This window comes from Bradyrhizobium sp. LLZ17 (assembly GCF_041200145.1).
In the GTDB taxonomy this organism is placed as follows: Bacteria; Pseudomonadota; Alphaproteobacteria; order Rhizobiales; family Xanthobacteraceae; genus Bradyrhizobium.
The window spans coordinates 4958361-4977294 of the sequence record NZ_CP165734.1 but is presented as its reverse complement, the minus strand read 5'-3'; the positions used below and the strand labels follow the sequence as shown (position 1 = coordinate 4977294).

At 63.7% G+C, this 18934-nt stretch carries 19 protein-coding genes and 1 tRNA gene; 11 read left to right on the top strand and 9 right to left on the bottom strand.

All coding sequences use genetic code 11. The features are described 5' to 3' along the window. Positions 1 to 231: 231 nt before the first annotated feature. The 4 genes from rpsA to aroA form a co-directional block, all read right to left on the bottom strand. Positions 232 to 1935, bottom strand: a complete 1704-nt coding sequence (rpsA, locus tag AB8Z38_RS24055) for a 30S ribosomal protein S1 (RefSeq protein ID WP_369720263.1) — start codon at positions 1933 to 1935, stop codon at positions 232 to 234. Between the two features lie 266 nt (positions 1936 to 2201). Beyond that, positions 2202 to 2840, bottom strand: a complete 639-nt coding sequence (cmk, locus tag AB8Z38_RS24050) for a (d)CMP kinase (protein ID WP_369720262.1) — start codon at positions 2838 to 2840, stop codon at positions 2202 to 2204. A 5-nt stretch (positions 2841 to 2845) separates the two neighbouring features. Beyond that, positions 2846 to 3253: a hypothetical protein gene (locus AB8Z38_RS24045; protein WP_369720261.1), complete on the bottom strand. Its 408-nt coding sequence runs from the start codon at positions 3251 to 3253 to the stop codon at positions 2846 to 2848. Between the two features lie 59 nt (positions 3254 to 3312). Then, on the bottom strand, positions 3313 to 4650 hold the full coding sequence (gene aroA, locus AB8Z38_RS24040; RefSeq protein WP_369720260.1) for a 3-phosphoshikimate 1-carboxyvinyltransferase: 1338 nt from the start codon (positions 4648 to 4650) through the stop codon (positions 3313 to 3315). A 158-nt stretch (positions 4651 to 4808) separates the two neighbouring features. Between aroA and AB8Z38_RS24035 the strand changes: the two genes are divergently transcribed. Further along, the gene (locus tag AB8Z38_RS24035) at positions 4809 to 5216 is read left to right on the top strand and encodes a TIGR02300 family protein (RefSeq protein WP_369720259.1); all 408 of its coding nucleotides are present in this window, start codon (positions 4809 to 4811) and stop codon (positions 5214 to 5216) included. 66 nt (positions 5217 to 5282) lie between these two features. Then, a tRNA-Ala gene (locus tag AB8Z38_RS24030) sits at positions 5283 to 5358 on the top strand. Between the two features lie 90 nt (positions 5359 to 5448). On the opposite strand, the gene AB8Z38_RS24025 is transcribed toward AB8Z38_RS24030, so the two are convergent. After that, positions 5449 to 5907 (bottom strand): MarR family winged helix-turn-helix transcriptional regulator, encoded by a 459-nt coding sequence (locus AB8Z38_RS24025; RefSeq protein WP_369720258.1) that lies wholly within the window; start codon positions 5905 to 5907, stop codon positions 5449 to 5451. A gap of 154 nt (positions 5908 to 6061) precedes the next feature. Between AB8Z38_RS24025 and AB8Z38_RS24020 the strand changes: the two genes are divergently transcribed. The 8 genes from AB8Z38_RS24020 to AB8Z38_RS23985 all read left to right on the top strand — a co-directional run bounded on the left by AB8Z38_RS24020 (position 6062) and on the right by AB8Z38_RS23985 (position 13465). Beyond that, positions 6062 to 6487, top strand: coding sequence for an organic hydroperoxide resistance protein (locus AB8Z38_RS24020; protein WP_045004850.1), 426 nt, complete (start codon positions 6062 to 6064; stop codon positions 6485 to 6487). 175 nt (positions 6488 to 6662) lie between these two features. Further along, positions 6663 to 7868: a CaiB/BaiF CoA transferase family protein gene (locus AB8Z38_RS24015; protein ID WP_369720257.1), complete on the top strand. Its 1206-nt coding sequence runs from the start codon at positions 6663 to 6665 to the stop codon at positions 7866 to 7868. A 384-nt stretch (positions 7869 to 8252) separates the two neighbouring features. After that, positions 8253 to 9569: a sn-glycerol-3-phosphate ABC transporter substrate-binding protein UgpB gene (gene ugpB, locus AB8Z38_RS24010; protein WP_369720256.1), complete on the top strand. Its 1317-nt coding sequence runs from the start codon at positions 8253 to 8255 to the stop codon at positions 9567 to 9569. Positions 9570 to 9617: 48 nt separating this feature from the next. After that, positions 9618 to 10499, top strand: a complete 882-nt coding sequence (gene ugpA / locus AB8Z38_RS24005; RefSeq protein WP_369720255.1) for a sn-glycerol-3-phosphate ABC transporter permease UgpA — start codon at positions 9618 to 9620, stop codon at positions 10497 to 10499. Further along, complete coding sequence (gene ugpE / locus AB8Z38_RS24000; protein WP_369720254.1) at positions 10499 to 11347, top strand: sn-glycerol-3-phosphate ABC transporter permease UgpE; 849 nt, start codon at positions 10499 to 10501, stop codon at positions 11345 to 11347. Before ugpA ends, ugpE begins: the two co-directional genes overlap by 1 nt. Positions 11348 to 11353: 6 nt before the next feature. After that, positions 11354 to 12433: a sn-glycerol-3-phosphate import ATP-binding protein UgpC gene (locus AB8Z38_RS23995; RefSeq protein WP_369720253.1), complete on the top strand. Its 1080-nt coding sequence runs from the start codon at positions 11354 to 11356 to the stop codon at positions 12431 to 12433. Between the two features lie 282 nt (positions 12434 to 12715). Beyond that, positions 12716 to 13141, top strand: coding sequence for an Hsp20 family protein (locus tag AB8Z38_RS23990; protein WP_007598583.1), 426 nt, complete (start codon positions 12716 to 12718; stop codon positions 13139 to 13141). Between the two features lie 51 nt (positions 13142 to 13192). After that, complete coding sequence (locus AB8Z38_RS23985; RefSeq protein ID WP_369720252.1) at positions 13193 to 13465, top strand: DUF1150 family protein; 273 nt, start codon at positions 13193 to 13195, stop codon at positions 13463 to 13465. A gap of 96 nt (positions 13466 to 13561) precedes the next feature. Here AB8Z38_RS23985 and AB8Z38_RS23980 read toward each other — a convergent pair whose 3' ends face one another. The 3 genes from AB8Z38_RS23980 to AB8Z38_RS23970 are packed head-to-tail and all read right to left on the bottom strand — an operon-like array spanning position 13562 to position 17128. Then, a complete protein-coding gene (locus tag AB8Z38_RS23980) occupies positions 13562 to 15100 on the bottom strand; it encodes an AMP-binding protein (protein WP_369720251.1) in 1539 nt (512 codons plus the stop codon). Between the two features lie 56 nt (positions 15101 to 15156). Further along, positions 15157 to 16287 (bottom strand): DUF5938 domain-containing protein, encoded by a 1131-nt coding sequence (locus AB8Z38_RS23975; protein ID WP_369720250.1) that lies wholly within the window; start codon positions 16285 to 16287, stop codon positions 15157 to 15159. 37 nt (positions 16288 to 16324) lie between these two features. After that, positions 16325 to 17128 (bottom strand): SDR family NAD(P)-dependent oxidoreductase, encoded by an 804-nt coding sequence (locus AB8Z38_RS23970; RefSeq protein WP_369720249.1) that lies wholly within the window; start codon positions 17126 to 17128, stop codon positions 16325 to 16327. Between the two features lie 280 nt (positions 17129 to 17408). On the opposite strand from AB8Z38_RS23970, the gene AB8Z38_RS23965 reads away from it, so the two are divergent. Beyond that, on the top strand, positions 17409 to 18047 hold the full coding sequence (locus AB8Z38_RS23965; protein ID WP_369720248.1) for a TetR/AcrR family transcriptional regulator: 639 nt from the start codon (positions 17409 to 17411) through the stop codon (positions 18045 to 18047). A gap of 373 nt (positions 18048 to 18420) precedes the next feature. On the opposite strand, the gene ptsN is transcribed toward AB8Z38_RS23965, so the two are convergent. After that, positions 18421 to 18882 (bottom strand): PTS IIA-like nitrogen regulatory protein PtsN, encoded by a 462-nt coding sequence (ptsN, locus tag AB8Z38_RS23960; protein WP_011083550.1) that lies wholly within the window; start codon positions 18880 to 18882, stop codon positions 18421 to 18423. Between the last annotated feature and the right edge of the window lie 52 nt (positions 18883 to 18934).

The window sequence follows — 18934 nt, the reverse complement described above, 5'->3', positions numbered from 1 at the left end:
GGGAAGCCAACCGCGTTGTGCCGTCACAGCGTGACCATTGGCTTATCTGGATACATCAATTGCGGCGCAATTTGAAGAAAACAAGGCTCTGCCGCGTAACCCGGATGGAGCGCAGCGCAATCCGGGGTTCTCGCCTCTCCCGGATTGCGCTGCGCTCCATCCGGGCTACAGGCACAACAAAAAGCCCCGGCTCGCGCCGGGGCTTTGATGGTTGCGAAACAGGCGTTTCGCTTACTTGTCGCGGTTCTTGAGCGCGGTGCCGAGGATGTCGCCGAGCGTCGCTCCCGAATCGGAGGAGCCGTACTGCGCGATGGCTTCCTTCTCTTCGGCGACTTCGAGCGCCTTGATCGACACCTGGACCTTGCGGGCCTTCTTGTCGAACTGGATCACCCTTGCATCGACCTTCTCGCCGACGGCGAAGCGTTCGGCGCGCTGGTCGTTGCGGTCACGGGCGAGCTCCGAGCGCTTGATGAAGGTCGAGAAGTCGGTACCGGTGATCTTCACCTCGATGCCGCTTTCCTTCACTTCGAGCACTTCGCAGGTCACGACAGCGCCCTTCTTGACATCGCCCGGCTCGGCGAAGGGGTCTCCTTCGAGCTGCTTGATGCCGAGCGAGATACGCTCCTTCTCGACGTCCACATCGAGCACCACGGCTTTCACCACGTCGCCCTTCTTGTAGTTGTCGATCACCTGCTCGCCCGGAAGCTTCCAGTCGAGGTCGGAGAGATGGACCATGCCGTCGACGTCGCCCTCGAGACCCAGGAACAGGCCGAACTCGGTCTTATTCTTGACCTCGCCCTCGACCGTCGAACCGGTCGGATGACCTTCGACGAAGACCTCCCAGGGATTGCGCATGGTCTGCTTGAGGCCGAGCGAGATGCGGCGCTTGACGGAATCGACTTCCAGCACCTGCACTTCGACTTCCTGCGAGGTCGACACGATCTTGCCGGGGTGCATGTTCTTCTTGGTCCACGACATCTCGGAGACGTGGATCAAGCCTTCGATGCCCGGCTCGAGCTCGACGAACGCGCCGTAGTCGGTGATGTTGGTGACACGGCCGGTGAAGCGCGCACCCAGCGGGTACTTGGCTTCGATGCCCTGCCACGGATCATCCAGCAGCTGCTTCATGCCCAGCGAGATGCGGTGCGTCTCGTGGTTGATCTTGATGATCTTGACCTTCACGGTCTGACCGATCGAGAGCACCTCGGTCGGGTGGTTGACGCGGCGCCACGCGATGTCGGTGACGTGCAGCAGGCCGTCGATGCCGCCGAGATCAACGAACGCACCGTAATCGGTGATGTTCTTGACCACGCCGTCGATGACCTGACCCTCTTCGAGGTTCTGCACCAGCTCCTGACGCTGCTCGGCGCGGGTCTCTTCCAGCACCGTGCGGCGGGACACGACGATGTTGCCGCGGCGGCGGTCCATCTTGAGGATCTGGAACGGCTGCGCGTTGTTCATCAGCGGCGCGACGTCGCGGATCGGACGGATGTCGACCTGCGAGCGCGGCAAGAAGGCAACGGCGCCGTCGAGGTCGACGGTGAAGCCGCCCTTGACCTGGTTGAAGATGACGCCCGTGACCTTTTCGTTGTTCTGGAACGCCTTTTCGAGCTTGCCCCAGCTCTCTTCCCGGCGCGCCTTGTCGCGCGACAGCACGGCTTCGCCAAGGGCGTTTTCGATGCGATCGAGGAATACTTCCACCTCGTCGCCGACCTTGAGCTCGCTGTCACGGCCGGGGCCGGAGAATTCGCGCAACGCAACGCGGCCCTCGGTCTTCAGGCCGACGTCGATGACGGCCATGTCCTTTTCAATTGCAACAACCCTGCCCTTGATGACGGAGCTCTCCTGCAGGTTGCCACCTGCGAAGGACTCATCGAGCATCGCGGCGAAATCATCGCGCGAGGGGCTGTAGGTATCAGCGGAAGTCGAAACCATTTGTTCTCCAGTTGCGGACGTCTTGCCGGCCGTTGGGTTCAAGGACATATCGCGCGTGCAGTGTCGGAAGGTCCGCAAAACCTTCGAGCGACCGCTCGCTGCCGCGGCTTGGCGCCGGAACAGCGGAAGCGGGCCGGCTGAGGCCCGCACGTCCGATACGTGGAAATCTTTGTCCGGAGCCTGGATCGCACCGGTCCCAACCGAGGGACCTGATGTATCGACCTCAAAGAGCGGGAGCGGGCGCTTCCTCCAATGACAACCGCGGCTTAACCCCGCGGACGGCCCGCTCGGACGGCCTCGATAATGTCGATGGCGGCCCGGACGCCGCCTTCTATATCCAGTTGGGAGTTATCTAGCAAGTAAGCATCGGGGGCGGGTTTTAAAGGCGCAATCGGCCGGTTCTTGTCCCGCTCGTCGCGCTGGATGATGTCGGCGAGCACGGCCGCCTCGTCCGCCTCCTCGCCCCGCGCTCTGGCCTCCATGGTGCGGCGGCGGGCGCGGACCTTGGGGTCGGCGACGACGAAAATCTTCACGTCGGCATGGGGGCAGATCACGGTTCCAATGTCCCGGCCGTCAAGCACCGCGCCCGGAGGATCGGCGGCGAATTGCCGCTGGAAACTGACCAGGGCCTCGCGAACCCTGGGGATCGCTGAGACAATCGAGGCGCCTTCGCCCACCTTCTGGGTCTTCAGGGCAGGGTTACCGAACCTCTCGGGATCGAGTTCCATAGCCGCCGCGACTGCTGCCGCTTCGTCCCGAAGATCGTGGCCCGACTGCATCAGGGCATAGGCCACGGCGCGATAGATCACGCCGGTATCGAGGTGACGATAGCCATAATGATGGGCGAGGCGCTTGCCGAGCGTCCCCTTGCCCGAGGCCGCGGGTCCGTCGATGGCGATGATCATGTCACTCAAACCTTGGCTGTGTGGGGCCCGCGGGCGCGCCGCAATGGCCGCTCTTCGGTAAAGATGTTGCGAGAAGCAAATTCAGCGGGACTCGCATAGGTGAGATATTCGCGCATCGCATCCGACGGAGACGATGCGGTGAACCACGGCTCGGCAAGGCGACGGGCCGGATCGCAGACCCACGCCGGCACCTGCCCGAGGCGGCGCTGCTTTGCCAGATATTCGGCGATCGCGCCGACCAGGGCATCGAGCCGATCGTTGCGCGTCAGTACCGGCTCGTCCTCGATCGTCTCGTATTGAGCGCGGCTCGTTCCAGCCAGATCGAACGTGTCGAGGAATTCAGCCAGCGTAGTGTCCTGAGCCGCACCAGCACAGATGCGGTCGACGGCCTCAGCGAGGGTATTCGGGCGCATCCGTGGCTCTCCCTAGCTCCAAAGCGTCGCGGTCCAAGGCAGCACTCATGGCCGCGGCCTCATGAAAACTCGGCTCCAAGCGAACGCATCATCGGAATGAAATCCGGGAAGCTGGTGGCGATGAAGGCGGTGTCGTCGACTGTCACTGGCTGGTCGGACGCGCAACCCATCACCAGCGCGGACATCGCGATGCGATGGTCCATGTGCGTGGCGACGAGGCCGCCGCCGGGGACATGGCCGCGGCCTTCGACGATCAAATCATCGCCGGAGATTTCGACCTTCACGCCGTTGGCACGCAGCATGGCTGCGGTGGCCTCAAGGCGGTCGGATTCCTTGACGCGCAGCTCTTGCAGGCCGCGCATGACGGTCGTGCCCTCGGCAAACGAGGCCGCGACCGCCAGCACGAGATATTCGTCGATCATCGAGGGCGCGCGCTCCGGCGGCACCTCGACGCCGCGCAGTTTCGAGGCACGCACGCGCAATTTCGCCATCGGCTCGCCGGCATCGCCGCGCACTTCGCTTTCCTCAATCGAGGCGCCCATCTCGCGGAGTGTCGTAAACAGCCCGGTGCGCAGCGGATTGGTCATGACATCAGACAGAACGATATCGGAGCCTTCGACGATCAGCGCCGCGACGAGCGGAAACGCCGCGGAGGAGGGATCGGCGGGAACAATCACGGTGGCGCCGTGCAATTCAGGTTGACCCACGAGCGTGATACGGCGGCCGTGCGCGCCTTCGGGCGTCGAGGTGATGTCGGCACCGAAATGCTTCAGCATCAGCTCGGTGTGGTCGCGGCTGGCGTCAGACTCGATGACCGTCGTGCTGCCCGGCGCAGCGAGACCCGCCAGCAGCACGGCCGATTTGATCTGGGCCGAGGCGACCGGGGTTTTGTAGGTGATCGGCAGCGGATCGCGCGCGCCCTGGACGGTCAGCGGCAGACGGCCGCCTTCGCCGCCGGAAACGACCCTGGCGCCCATCTTTTCAAGCGGATCCAGGATTCGGCGCATCGGGCGAGTGCGGAGCGAGGCATCGCCGTCAAAAACCGCCGTGATCGGACAGCCCGCGACGGCGCCCATCACCAGTCTGCAGCCGGTGCCGGAGTTGCCAAAATCCAGCGGCGCCTTCGGCTGGGCGAAGCCCGCGACGCCGACGCCGTGCACGGTCCAGGCAAAATCTCCGGTGCGTTCGACTTTGGCGCCGAGCGCCTGCATGGACTTTGCGGTGTTCAGGACGTCCTCGCCCTCCAGCAGGCCCGAAATCCGGGTCTCGCCGACCGCAAGCGCGCCCAGGATGAGGGCGCGGTGGGAAATCGACTTGTCCCCCGGCACCCGTACTTTCCCGGTCAGGGGGCCGCTGGAGCGAGACTTGAGCGGCCTCGGTTGGTCGGAATGGGTCAAGATTGTGTCCTTGGATGTCCCCTTACGGGTGGAGCGCAGGTATCACATGGTCCGCGCTCCGTCACGGCATGTCGTTCTCCCGTAATGCGCTATTGACAGCGGGCCGCCAACTAGCCAAGTGAGACACCGCTTTTCAGACATTCCAGGATTCCTCTGCCGTGGCCAAGTCCGAACTCGGAACCAAACGTATTTGCCCGACTACGGGCAAGAAATTCTATGACCTCAACAAGAATCCGGTGATCTCGCCCTATACCGGCGAAGTGGTGCCGATTGCCCCGGTGGCGCCGGCTCGCGCGACCCGCGCGGAAGCCCGGCACGCGCCGGCTGCCGACACGACGCCGGAGCCGGTCGAGACCGAAGAGACGGTGTCGCTCGAGGAGGCCGATGCCGAGGAGAACACCGGCAAGGTCAAGGCCGTCGTGCCCGAATCTGAAGACGACATCGAGGTCGACGAGACCATCGAGGACGATGACGACGATGATTCGACCTTCATCGCCGACGACGAAGAGGGCGACGAGGACGTGACCGACATCATTGGTGACGTCGTAGGTGATGAAGAGACTTGAGATAATCCCAGAACTGTGGTTCTGGGTCTCATCCGACGCGTCGCCCAAGGCGCGCCGGACGGTTAAGGGGCCATAGCTCAGCTGGGAGAGCGCTTGCATGGCATGCAAGAGGTCGGCGGTTCGATCCCGCCTGGCTCCACCACGCTTCGCCCTTCGGGCTACGCGTGGCGCAGCCGCGCACAGCCCGAAGGGCGAAGCGTGGTGTCCGGCGAAGACGGACTGACGGACTCCCCTACTCTCTGATCACCGCATTGAGCCGGTCGCGTAGCGCCACGATCTCGTCTTTCATCGCCACCAGCTCCGACACCGAGCAATCCGATGCCGCCAGGATCGACTGCGGCACGGCGCGCGCTTTCTCCTTCAACGCGTGCCCCTGGGGCGTCAGCGCGATCAGCACCTGGCGCTCGTCCTCGCTCGAGCGCGTGCGCTTGACCAGATGGGCGGCCTCGAGCCGCTTCAACAGCGGCGTCAGGGTGCCCGAATCCAGAAACAGCTTTTCGCCAATGTCCCTCACGGGCACGTCGTCGCGCTCCCACAGCACCAGCATCACCAGATATTGCGGATAGGTGAGGCCGAGCCGGTCGAGCAGCGGCTTGTAGACGCGGTTGAAGGCATGCGCGGCGGAATAGACCGCGAAGCAGATTTGATTGTCGAGCCGCAGCGGGTCCACCGCGGAGTGTTTCCGGGCCATGTTCGATCTCACGAGATTCGTCCTGTCATTCTGGGACCTGGCGGCCGCGCATTCAATTGCGAACAATTAAATGTGAGGCGGCCTGATTTAAATTGCGCACAATCTAATTGTCTGCCATATAAGCCGCACCCAACAGGAAAACAGGGAGACGAAAATGTCGGTGAATGTCCTCTACAAGACCAGTGCAAAAGCCACCGGCGGCCGCGACGGCCATGCCGCGACCCTCGATGGCGCGTTGGACGTCAAGCTGACCACGCCGAAGGAACTCGGCGGCGGCGGTGGCGCCGGCAACAACCCCGAACAGCTGTTTGCGGCCGGCTATGCCGCCTGCTTCATCGGCGCGATGAAGTTCGTGGCCTCGCAGGGCGGCCCGAAGGTCCCCGCTGACGCCTCCGTCACCTCGACCGTCGGCATCGGCCCACGCGCGGCCGGCGGATTCGGCCTCGACATCGATCTCGCCGTGTCGCTACCGGGCCTTGCCCGTGCGGAAGCCGAGGCGCTGGTCGAGAAGGCGCACCAGGTCTGCCCGTACTCCAACGCGACGCGCGGCAATGTCGACGTCCGCCTGACGGTGGTCTGATCGAAGATGCGGATCGGCTGGCCCGGGATCCTCTCGGGCCGGCCATTTCCGTTGATTTACCATCCCGCGGGATTGCGGCGCGTGCGCCGCATATGGCCCTACGCAACAAGCCATTGCTGGCATGCCGGAACCTCGCTAGGCCTGTGGTCAATATCGACACAGGGGAAGCGAAGCCATGAGTTCTGAAGCTGCTTCGGGCGCAATGAGCGGACTGCGCGTCATTGATCTCACGCGCGTGCTCGGCGGCCCCTACTGCACGCAGATTCTCGCCGACCATGGCGCCGACGTGATCAAGGTCGAGCCGCCGGCGGGCGACGAGGTGCGCGACTGGGGCCCTCCCTTCCACGAGGAAGACGCGGCCTATTTCGTCGGCATCAACCGCAACAAGCGCTCGATCGGCCTCGACCTCGCCTCCGAAGGCGGCCGCGCCGTGCTGCTCAAGATGCTCGAGACGGCCGACGTCCTGATCGAGAATTTCAAGCCGGGCACGCTGGAGAAATGGGGCATCGGCAATGAGAACTTGCGCGAAAAATTCCCGCGCCTCGTGCATTGCCGGATCTGCGGCTTCGGCGCCGACGGCCCGCGCGGCGGCAATCCCGGCTATGACGCCATCATCCAGGCGATGACCGGCATGATCGCGGCGACCGGCTCGCCGGAGAGCGGGCCGATGCGGATCGGCGTGCCCTTGGTCGACATCACCACGGGACTCTACGCGGCGATCGGCATTTTGATGGCTCTGTCGGAGCGGCAGCGCTCGGGCCAGGGTCAGTTCCTGGAGACGACGCTGTACGAGACCGGCCTTGCCATCATGCATCCGCACACCGCGAATTATTTCATGCACGGCAAGCCGCCGTCGCTCACCGGCAACGAGCATCCCAATCTCGTTCCTTATGCGATCTTCCCGACCAGGACCGACGACATCTTCATCGGCGTGGGCAATGACGGCACCTTCCGCAAGCTCGCGAAGGAGATCGGCAAGCCCGAGCTCGGCACCGATCCGCGCTTTGCCCGCAACAAGGACCGCATCGCCAATCGCGAGGCCCTGCGCGCCGAGCTTGCCGCGGTGTTCAGCCAGCACGAGGCCGAGCCGCTGTGCAATCGTCTGCTTGCTGCGGGCCTGCCCGCAGGCCCCGTACAGAAGATCGACCAGGCGCTGACCAATCCGCACACGGTCGCCCGCGGCGATGTCATCGAAAAGGATTGGTACAAGGGCGTGGCGTCGCCGATCCGGCTCGATCGCAGCAAGCCGAGCCTGCGCCGCCTGCCGCCGAAATTCAGCCAGCACGCCGCCGAGGTGCTGGGCGAGTTCGGCTATTCCAGGGCCGAGATCGACGCGATGGTCGAGACCGGCACGGTCTGCGGGCCCGAGCGCAAGCGCTAACATAACACGAAGACCGAACTCCAGCCCAGGTGCGCTCCCTCTCCCGCCTGCGGAGAGGGCTCGTGAGAGGGTGTCTCCGCAACGGGACAATGCCCGGGAGGAGAGAACCCTCACCCGCGCCTTCGGCGCGACCTCTCCCGCAAGCGGGAGAGGCAAGGAGGCCGCGGTGCGATGGTCGACCTCACACATCCAATACCGCACTGCGGCGCGGGCGCGTGTGTGCACCGCGAATGGATGAGACTGCGCGCTGGGCCTTCGCCTATTTGACGGCTTTCTTTTTGCCGCGCTTGCCGCTTTCGTTTCGCCCGCTTACACAGTCATGTGAACGTCATGTGGCGCTGCTAGCGCAAGCGATCTTTTTGACGGCCAAGGGAGGTTTACTTGATGGCTCTTCGACATTTTGGGGCAGCTGCAGCATTTGCGGTAACGGTTGGCATGAGCGTTTCGCCGGCGCTGGCCGTGACTGAAATCCAGTGGTGGCACGCGATGACCGGCGCGAACAATGACGTCATCGTCAAGCTCGCCACCGACTTCAACGCGTCGCAGAGCGACTACAAGGTGATCCCGACCTACAAGGGCAACTACGCCGATACGATGAATGCCGGCATCGCCGCGTTCCGCGCCGGCAACGCCCCGCATATCATGCAGGTGTTCGAAGTCGGCACCGCCACCATGATGGCCGCGACCGGCGCCGTGAAGCCCGTCTACAAGCTGATGGCCGAGGCCGGCGAGAAGTTCGATCCCAAGATCTACCTGCCCGCCATCACCGGCTATTATTCGACCTCGAAGGGCGAGATGCTGTCCTTCCCCTTCAACTCGTCATCGACGGTGATGTGGGTCAACCTCGACGAGCTGAAGAAGGCGAATGTCGAAATCCCGAAGACCTGGCCGGAAACGTTCGCGGCGGCCAAGAAGCTGCACGACAACGGCCACCCGACCTGCGGCTTCTCCGGCTCCTGGGTCACCTGGGTCAATCTCGAGCAGCTCTCCGCCTGGCACAACGTGCCGCTCGCCAGCAAGGCGAACGGCCTCGACGGCTTCGACACCGTGCTGGAGTTCAACGGCCCGCTTCAGGTCAAGCATCTCGAGAAGCTGGTCGAACTGCAGAAGGACAAGACCTACGACTATGCCGGCCGTACCAACACCGGCGAAGGCCGCTTCACCTCGGGTGAGTGCGCGATTTACCTGACCTCGTCGGCCTTCTTCGGCAATGTCAAGGCGCAGGCCAAGTTCAACTTCAACGCCGTGCCGATGCCGTACTATCCGGACATCAAGGGCGCGCCGCAGAACTCGATCATTGGCGGTGCCTCGCTCTGGGTCATGGGCGGCAAGTCAGCCGAGGAATACAAGGGCGTCGCAAAATTCCTGACCTTCCTCTCCGACACCGATCGCCAGGTCTACATCCACAAGGCCTCCGGCTATCTGCCGATCACCAAGGCGGCGTATGAGAAGGCGAAGGCGGAGGGCTTCTACAAGGACCAGCCCTATCTCGAAACGCCCCTGCTCGAGCTGACCAACAAGGAGCCGACCGAGAATTCGCGCGGCCTGCGGCTCGGCAACATGGTGCAGCTGCGCGACGTCTGGTCGGAAGAGATCGAGCAGGCGCTCGCCGGCAAGAAGACCGCCAAGCAGGCGCTGGATTCCGCGGTCGAGCGCGGCAACGTGATGCTGCGGCAGTTCGAAAAGACCGCCGTGAAGTGAGGCCCATGAGCGGCAGGCCGCGACCCGGCCTGCCGCTCTGCTGACACCATGCAAAAGCAAGCCATTTTCCAGTCAAAGCTGTTGCCCTACGCGCTGGTTGCCCCGCAACTCGCGGTGGTCCTGATATTTTTCTACTGGCCGGCTGCCCAAGCCGTGATCCAGTCCTTCCTGCTCCAGGACGCCTTCGGTCTGTCGACGAGCTTCGTCTGGTTCGACAACTATGTCGAACTGTTCAAAGACCCCGCCTATTTCGAGACGATCGTCCGCACCTTCTTCTTCTCGTTCGCGATCGCCGTGTCCTCGCTGTCGTTCGCGCTCCTGCTCGCGGTAATGGCGGACAAGCCGCTGCGCGGATCGATGCTCTATCGCACGCTGCTGATCTGGCCCTATGCCGTCGCGCCGCCCGTCGTCGGCGTGCTCTGGATTTTCATGCTGCATCCCTCGCTCGGTGTGCTGGCGCGATATCTGCGCGCCGCCGGCGTCGACTGGAATCCGCTGCTCGACGGCAACCAGGCGGCTGCGCTGATCATCGTGGCCGCCGCGTGGAAGCAGATCTCCTATAATTTCCTGTTCTTCCTCGCCGGGCTGCAAGCCATCCCGAAGAGCGTGTTCGAGGCCGCTGCGATCGACGGCGCGCGCCCGATGCGGCGGTTCTGGACCGTGACCTTCCCGCTGCTGTCGCCGACCATCTTCTTCCTGCTGGTCGTCAACATCGTCTACGCCTTCTTCGACACCTTCGGCATCATCGACACCATGACCCGCGGCGGTCCCGGCACGTCGACCGTGACGCTGGTCTACAAGGTCTATTCCGACGGCCTGCTCGGCGGCAATCTCGGCAGCTCGGCGGCGCAATCGGTGATCCTGATGGTCATGGTCATCGTGCTCACCGGAATCCAGTTCCGATTCGTCGAGCGCAAGGTGACCTACTGATGGTCGAGCAAGAGGGCTTTCGGCGCTACGTCGCCCATTTCATTCTCTGGATCGGGATCACGATCGTCGCGTTTCCCGTCTATATCGCCATCGTCGCCTCGACCCAGGACAACGCGTTGATCGCCAACGGGCAGATGTCGCTGTTGCCGGGCGGCCATTTCTTCGAGGTTTATTACCAGACCATCTTCGTCGGCACGAGCGGCTCGACCCGCGAGCCGGTCGGCAACATGATGCTGAACTCGCTGGTGATGGCGCTGTTGATCGCGGTCGGCAAGATCGCGATCTCGATCATCTCGGCCTATGCGATCGTCTATTTCCGCTTTCCGTTCCGGATGCCGATCTTCTGGATCATCTTCATCACGCTGATGCTGCCGGTCGAGGTGCGCATCTATCCGACCTACAAGATCGTCGCCGATCTGCACATGCTCGACAGCTACGCGGGGCTCGCGCTGCCGCTGATCGCATCGGCGACCGCGACGCTGCTGTTCCGGCAGTTCTTCATGACCGTACCGGACGAGCTGCTGGAGGCCTCGCGCATCGACGGCGCCGGCCCCTTGCGCTTCTTCTGGGACACGCTGTTGCCGCTGTCGCGCACCAACATGGCGGCGCTGTTCGTGATCCTGTTCATCCTCGGCTGGAATCAATATCTCTGGCCGCTGCTGATCACCACGCGCGACGACATGCAGACGATCCAGGTCGGCATCCGCAAGATGATCACCACGACCGACGCGCTGACCGAGTGGCCGGTGGTGATGGCGACCGCCGTGCTGGCGATGCTGCCGCCGGTGTTCGTCGTCGTCGCCATGCAGAAATTGTTCGTGCGCGGGCTGGTCGAGACGGAGAAGTGATTTTTTATGGCTAACGTCACCCTGCGCAACGTCCGCAAGACCTATCCCGGCGGCTTCGAGGCCATCAAGGGCGTCAACGTCGATGTCGCCGACGGCCAGTTCTGCGTGCTGGTCGGCCCGTCCGGCTGCGGCAAGTCCACGCTGCTGCGCATGGTCGCAGGCCTCGAGACCGTCAGCGGCGGCGAGATCGACATCGGCGGCCGCGTGGTCAACCAGATCGAGCCCGCCGACCGCGACATCGCGATGGTGTTCCAGAATTACGCGCTCTATCCGCATATGAGCGTCTTCAACAACATGGCCTACGGCCTGCGCAACCGCGGCATGAAAGAGGACGAGGTCAGGACCCGCGTCGACGAAGCCGCGCGCGTGCTCGAGCTCACGCCGATGCTGGAGCGCAAGCCGCGCCAGCTCTCCGGCGGCCAGCGCCAGCGCGTTGCCATGGGCCGCGCCATCGTGCGCCAGCCGAAGGTGTTTTTGTTTGACGAGCCGCTCTCCAACCTCGACGCCAAGCTGCGCATCGCGATGCGGGTCGAGATCCGCAAATTGCAGCGCCGGCTCAGCACGACCTCGATCTACGTCACCCACGACCAGCTGGAGGCGATGACGCTCGCCGATGTTCTCGTGGTCATGAATGGCGGAGAGGTCGAGCAGGTCGGCAATCCGCTGGCGATTTACGAGAAGCCGGCAACCACCTTCGTCGCGTCCTTCATCGGCGCGCCGCCGATGAATTTGATGTCGATCCGCCAGGACGAGATCAAATCGCAACTCGGCAACATCGAAGCCGGCATCCTCGGCATCCGCCCGGAAGATTTCGCCATCACCGACCAGACGCCGGCCGGCGGCATCGCGCTGCCGCTAACGGTCGAAGCGATCGAGCGCGTCGGCGCCGAGACCTTCATCTACGGCTCGCGCGCACAGGACGAGCAGCGCATCGCCGCCAATCCCGGCGAGCTGCCGCCCGGCGAGGTCATCGTCCGCATTCCCGGCTCCGAGGCGCCGCCGATCGGCCAGAAAATTCGCGTCGCCGCGGTGCGGCCGAAGCTGCATCTGTTCAGCGGCGATGGGCGGACGCGGATCGAAATCTAACCGGTTCCACAGGCGGCTCAACAAAACCTACGAAAACAACCCCATGCACAGTAGCCGAGGGTCTGTTTTCATTGGCATAAATCGCTCGTGAGTCGTCATACCCGGGCTTGTCCCGCCATGACGAATGCGGAAGCATCTGTGTAGCAAAGGCGGGCAACCGCGCATCCACAGCCTCCGGTCTACGTCCTTGAACCCACACGGGGATATGACCATATTGCTGACCAAGGGGTGCCTTGACGGGCCCTGAAACGCCAAAGTCGCTTCGAGAGGACTTTGTAAACTATGTCTCGTGTTCCCACGCTTTCCAGTCCGTTCCTTCTGGGCTTCGACGAGATTGAGCGCGTGCTCGATCGCGTCGTCAAAGGCGCCGACGGTTACCCTCCCTATAATATCGAGAGGTGCGACCGATCCGAGGGCCAGCCCGAGCGGTTGCGCATCACGCTGGCGGTCGCCGGATTCACCCGTGACCAACTCGATGTAACCATTGAGGAAAACCAGCTCGTGATTCGCGGGCGGCAGCAGGACGACAAGACCCGGCAATACATTCATCGCGGCATCGCCGCGCGCCACTTCCAGCGCACCTTCGTGCTGGCGGAGGGAATGCTGGTGCTGGGTGCGGATCTGAAGAACGGATTGCTGGCGATCGATCTTGCCCGGCCGGAACCGGAGAGGATCGTTAAGACAATCGCTATCAATGAGCACGAATAATGGAACGAGTAGCGGACTCGACCGCTTAGTTTCTGTGAAGGAGTCGAGACCATGAGTGAAGGTCACGTTGCGTTCGAATACGAAGCCCAGAATGTCTCCCCGGAGACGCTGGCGACCCTCGGCGAAGGCCATATCGCCTATGTGAAGCAGATCCGCTCCGAAGATGTGCCGGGCCTGTTTCCGGAAGCGCCGAAAATCGCGCCGGGCCTCAAGCTGTTCGCGCTCCATGCCGCCGACGGCACGCCGATCATGCTGACCGACAGCCGCGAAGCCGCAGTCGCCAATGCCTGGAGCAACGAACTGCAAGCGGTGAGCGTGCACTGAGCGCGCGCGCTGACGCGCGACTGACGAATTCAAATGCGCGGGCATGCCTCGATCGAGGCGGCCCGCGTTTTCTTTGGGCGCTTGGGCCAACATTTGTTAGACGCCTGAGCCACCCGCCAGCCGCGCACGGATATCCGGCTTCAGCACCTTGCCGACCTTGGAGCGCGGCAGATCGTCCCAGACTTCGATCTGCTTCGGCGTCTTGACGCTGCCGATTCGCTGCTTGACGAAGGCCGACAGCGCCGTCGTATCGACGCTCCGGCCGGCGCGAGGCTGCACCACCGCGACGATCCGCTCACCCCATTTCTCGTCCGAAAGGCCAATCACGGCGCAGTCCTGCACCGCCTCGTGCGCCCGCAGCGCGTTCTCGACCTCGATCGAGTAGACGTTGAACCCGCCGGTGATGATCATGTCCTTGGCGCGATCGACGATATAGAGGTAGCCGTCGCCGTCGATGTAGCCGATGTCTCCGGTGTGATGCCAGCCATGCGCGGAGGCCTCCGCCGTGGCCTCGGGATTCTTGTAATAGCCCTCCATCACCAGCGAGCCGCGGACCACGATCTCGCCGCGCGCGCCTGATGGCAGCAAATTGCCCTCGCCATCCATGATGCCAGCCTGCACCAGCGGGCTGATCCGCCCGGCCGAGGTGAGGCGCTCTATCGCGATCGTGCCATCGGCATTGTAGTGCTCGCCAGGTGCCATCATCGAGATCATCATCGGCGCTTCGGTCTGGCCGAACAACTGCGCCATCGGCCCGATACGCCGGAGCGCCTCCGCAAGCCGCGCGGCCGAGATCGGCGCCGCCCCGTACCAGAAACATTGCAAAGACCCGAGCTTCGCGGAGTCGAGCTTGGGATGATCGAGCAGCATGTAGATCACGGTCGGCGGCAGGAAGGTGTGCGTGACGCGGTAGCGCTCGATCAGATCGAGGAATTCGGCGATGTCGGGGTGGTGCATGATGACGATGCGACCGCCGAGCGCCATGATCGGGAAACACAGCACGCCGGCCGCGTGGGTCAGCGGCGCGAGCGCGAGATAGACCGGACGGCCCTTGAAGGGATAGCCCATCAGCGTCAGTGCCGTCATGGCCTCGATGTTGCGGCCCGACAGCATGACCCCCTTCGGCTTGCCGGTGGTGCCCCCGGTGCCGGGAATCATCGCGAGATCGTCGACAGTCTCGCGTTGATAATGGCCGTCGGTCAGGTCAGCGAGCCAGCTGTCGAAGGAGGGGGCGAAGGATAGCTGAGCATCGAGGCAGACGAGGGCGCGCAGCTTCGGCAGTTCGGCACGTACGGCCTCGACCATCGGCGCAAAGCTTGAATGAAACAGCAGCAGGCTACAATCGAATTGGTCGAGGATGATCCGGTTTTCGGCCGCCTCGTTGCGCGGATTGATCGGGCACCAGACCGCGCCGGCGCGCGAGATGCCGAACACACAGGCGAAGGCGACCGGATCGTTGCCGGAAAGGATTGCAATCTTCTCGCCGGCGGCAATACCCGATCGCACGAGCCCGCGCGCCACGTGATAGCTCAGCAACTGCACCTCGCGATAACTGAGATCGCGCCCATCCATGGTCAGGCATGGCGCGTCAGCGCCGAGCGAAGCGCCTTTGTCCAGGTAATCGACGAATCGCATGATCAACACCCGAATGGCAGTGGGTGACGCGGTGCACCGCGCCACCCACGATTTACTTAATCGTGCACACTCAGGATCGGTTTGCTGACGAGCCCAAAACTGCGCAATTGGCCGAGCAACTCGTGATGGCCGAACGCCTGGCAGCCGGAGGCGAAGCCCACGCGCTTGGGCGGCTGCTGCAGCAGGTGCGCCGCTGCATAGGCCTGCAGCAAGCCAGTCTGCTTGTAGTTGCTGTTGCCGTTGATGACGCAGTGCGCGCGCCCCAACGGGCCGGAGGCATGCACCGAATCCAAGGACTTGTTGACGCGCGGGTTCTCGCGCGGCGGCATGGTGTTCATCACACCTGCTGCGGTCTGCGCCAACGCGACGTAGCGGTCGTCGGGGTTCATATTCTTGGTCGCCTCCAGCGCGGCGGCGACGATCTGCGGCACGGCCAGCATCAGTCCACGATTGAACACGCCGCCCAGCACTTTCACATTGGCCACGCGCGGATCGCGCTTGAACCACACCGGATGCGAGGTGCCGCCCCAGGGCAGCGCCAGCGCCAATTCATGCTGGCCGGGGATGGCGACGTTATAGAGACCGGCATCGGGCTGATGCTCGACGTATTTGTTTTGCTCCAGATAGTAGGCCTTTGCCATCGCGGCGTTGACCAGGATGGTCTGTGTCGAGGCGATGGTCGGGCTGCCGCCCCAGAACACGGCGATATCAAGCGTATCGAGGCCTGGCGTCTCCAGGCACAGCTGGGCTGCGATCTCGCCGGTGGTGTACATCTGTGCCATGCCCGGCGCCAAAAGCAGGCCGGCATTGGCGAACTTCGTGCCCCACTCCTGCTCGAGCGTAATCAGCCAGTCCTGCTCGCCGGTGGTGTCGGTGTAGTGGCATCGGGACGCCCAACACGCCTGCACCACCTCGCCGCCGAACCTGGCGAAGGGGCCCACCGTGTTGAGCACCACCGAAGCGCCGTTGAACAACTCCGTCAGTGCGCTCACGGTGTGCGGCACTTCCACCACCTCGTAGTCGGCGGTCTCGATGCCGGCCACGTTCGCCTTCATCGCGGCGTTGAGCTTCTCGGCGCTGCGGCCGGCGGCAATGAAGGGGATATTGTACTCGCGTAGATATTCACAGACCAGCCGGCCGGTGTAGCCGGACGCGCCATAGACGATGACGGGCTTCTTCGCGCTCATTGGGTTCCTCCGAAATGTTGGTTGTCAGGTTCTCAGCTCACATGCCCATGCCGCCATCGACCGGCAGGCCGATGCCGGTGATGAAGCGCGCCTCGTCCGAGCACAGGAACACCGCGGCGTCGGCGATGTCGCCGACCTCCGCGAGCTTGCCGAGGGGCGTCTGCTCGACCACCGAGCCGACCGCGGCGTTGACGTCGGGCGCGAGGCCGATCTTGACGATGTCGTTGGCCAGCTGCAGGCCCATGTCGGTCGGGATCAAGCCGGGATAGATGCAGTTGACGCGCACGCCATACCCGAGTTTGCCGGCTTCCATAGCTCCAACCCGCGTCATGCGGTCGACCGCGGATTTCGTGCCGGAATAGACCGCGATGCTCGGGAACGCGATCGTCGCTGCGACGGAGGCGATGTTGACCACAGCGCCGCCCTTGCCGGCGGGGCCGCCTGGCCGCATCGCGCGGAAGGCGTGCTTCATGCCGAGCACGGTGCCGACGATATTGACGTCGCACATCCGCCGCGCGTCCTCGGCCTTGACCTCTGATATCAGCGACGTGATCTCGATCCCGGCATTGTTGATGAGGATGTCGTAGCCGCCGAGGGTGGCGACGGTCTTGGCCACCGCCCGCTCCCATTGCGCATCGTCGGTGACGTCGAGCTGGACGAAGCCCGTCACGACATCTTCCTTCGCGATCGCCGCTGCGCTGGCGCGGCCGGTCTCCTCCAGGATGTCGGCGATCATGATCGAGGCGCCGGCTCGCCCCAATGCGTGCGCTATGGCTGCGCCGATTCCTCGCGCACCGCCGGTGACCAGGGCTTTCCTGCCTGCAAGGCTCTTCCCACTCATGACGCACTCCTCCGTTGCTGGTGATTGACTCGTGCTGCGCCGACAGGCGCGCACCAGGTCGATGGGCGCAGGCCTTTCGGCGGCACCCAGCGAAGCGTTCCTCCATGGCCGGACATCTTGACAACTGTCCAAATTGTTGGCGCGAGCCTCCGCCAGAATCTTGACACTTGTCAAGGACGAATTTGACAGTTGTCAAAGGAAGTGGTTGTGAGGGGGTGGAGCTATTCCGCGGTCGACGCGGTATAAGTCTTTGAAAGAGCAGGACTGAGGAAAGGACGACATGGCGCGGCAGGTGACAGGGGCGGCCCGGCGCGTGGCCGATGCGGCCGAGGTGCTTCGCGACGAGAAGTTCAACGCGCGACGCATCGAGCTTGCCGAGGCCGCGCTCGAAACGCTTGGAGAACTTGGCTTCGCCCGCACCAGCCTGCGCGAGATCGCGCAGAACTCGGCGTTCACGCACGGCGTGTTTCACTATTATTTCAGCGACAAGCTCGACCTGATCTGCTGCTGCGTCCGTCACTACAAGGCGAAATGCGTGACGCGATATGACGAGGTCGTCGCAACAGCAACGAGCCGCGACGAATTGACGGAGGGCTTCCTCGCCAAGCTCGCAGCAACACTGCAGAACGAAGCCCGTATGCACCGGCTGTGGTACGATTTGCGCTCGCAGGCGATGTTCGAGGCGGCGTTTCGCAAAGATGTCCTCGAGATCGACAAGAGCCTGGAAGCGATGATCTGGCGCATTGCCTCCCGCTATGCCGAGTTCGGCGGCCGGCGGCCGGCCTCGTCGCCCGCCGCGCTTTATGCGCTGTTCGACGGTCTTTTCCAGAGCGCGCTGCTCAAGCACCTCGCGGGCGACAAGACGGCGATTCCCGAACTGCTCGACGAAGTCCGTCGCCTGCTGCCGACGGTCTGCTGAAGCGCACGAGCGGCGCCGGCGAAGGTCGCTCCACATCGTCATTGCGAGCGTAGCGAAGCAATCCAGACTCTCTCCGCGGAGGGATTCTGGATTGCTTCGTCGCAAGGGCTCCTCGCAATGACGGGGTCGAGAGACCGGCGCTCGCAATGACGGAGTGCGGGGCTGCAGCCCCTACTCTCGCATCACTTCACAAAGCCAAGTCCTTCGCGCGCCGTGTCGACGGCCCATTGGTCGTTCGGCGGCAGCGCGAGCACGCTGTTGAAATCCGCGCGTGCGGCGCAACCGATCCGGACGCGTGCAAAATCCGACGGAGAGCGCCCCGCTGCGACGTAAGTCGCAGACGGCCCGGCCTGGTTCGAACAAGCGAGAGTTGTTATGCCGCGGTGGCCGGCGGCAGCGCCAGCACCGAATAGATCGCCTGGGCGTCGCGCGAGGCGCGGAGCTTCTTGGCGATGTCCTGGTCGCGCAGCAGGCGGGCGATACGGGCCAGTGCCTTGAGGTGGTCGGCGCCGGCGCCTTCGGGGGCGAGCAGCAGGAAGACGAGATCGACCGGCTGGCCGTCCATCGATTCGAAATCAATCGGGCGATCGAGCCGCGCGAACAGGCCGAAGATCTTTTCCAGCTTGGGCAGCTTGCCGTGAGGAATGGCGACGCCGTAGCCGACCGCGGTGGTGCCGAGCTTCTCCCGCTGCAGCAGCACCTCGAACACCGCGCGCTCGTTTTGTCCGGTCAGCTCGGCGGCCTTGGCCGCGAGTTCCTGGAGCGCCTGCTTCTTGCTGTTGACCTTCAATGCCGGGAGAATCGCCTCGGGCGCGACCAGATCGGTAATCGGCATGGAAGTCTTCCGAGGTGAATGAAAACGTCAGGTTCCGAATTGGCCAGCCTGG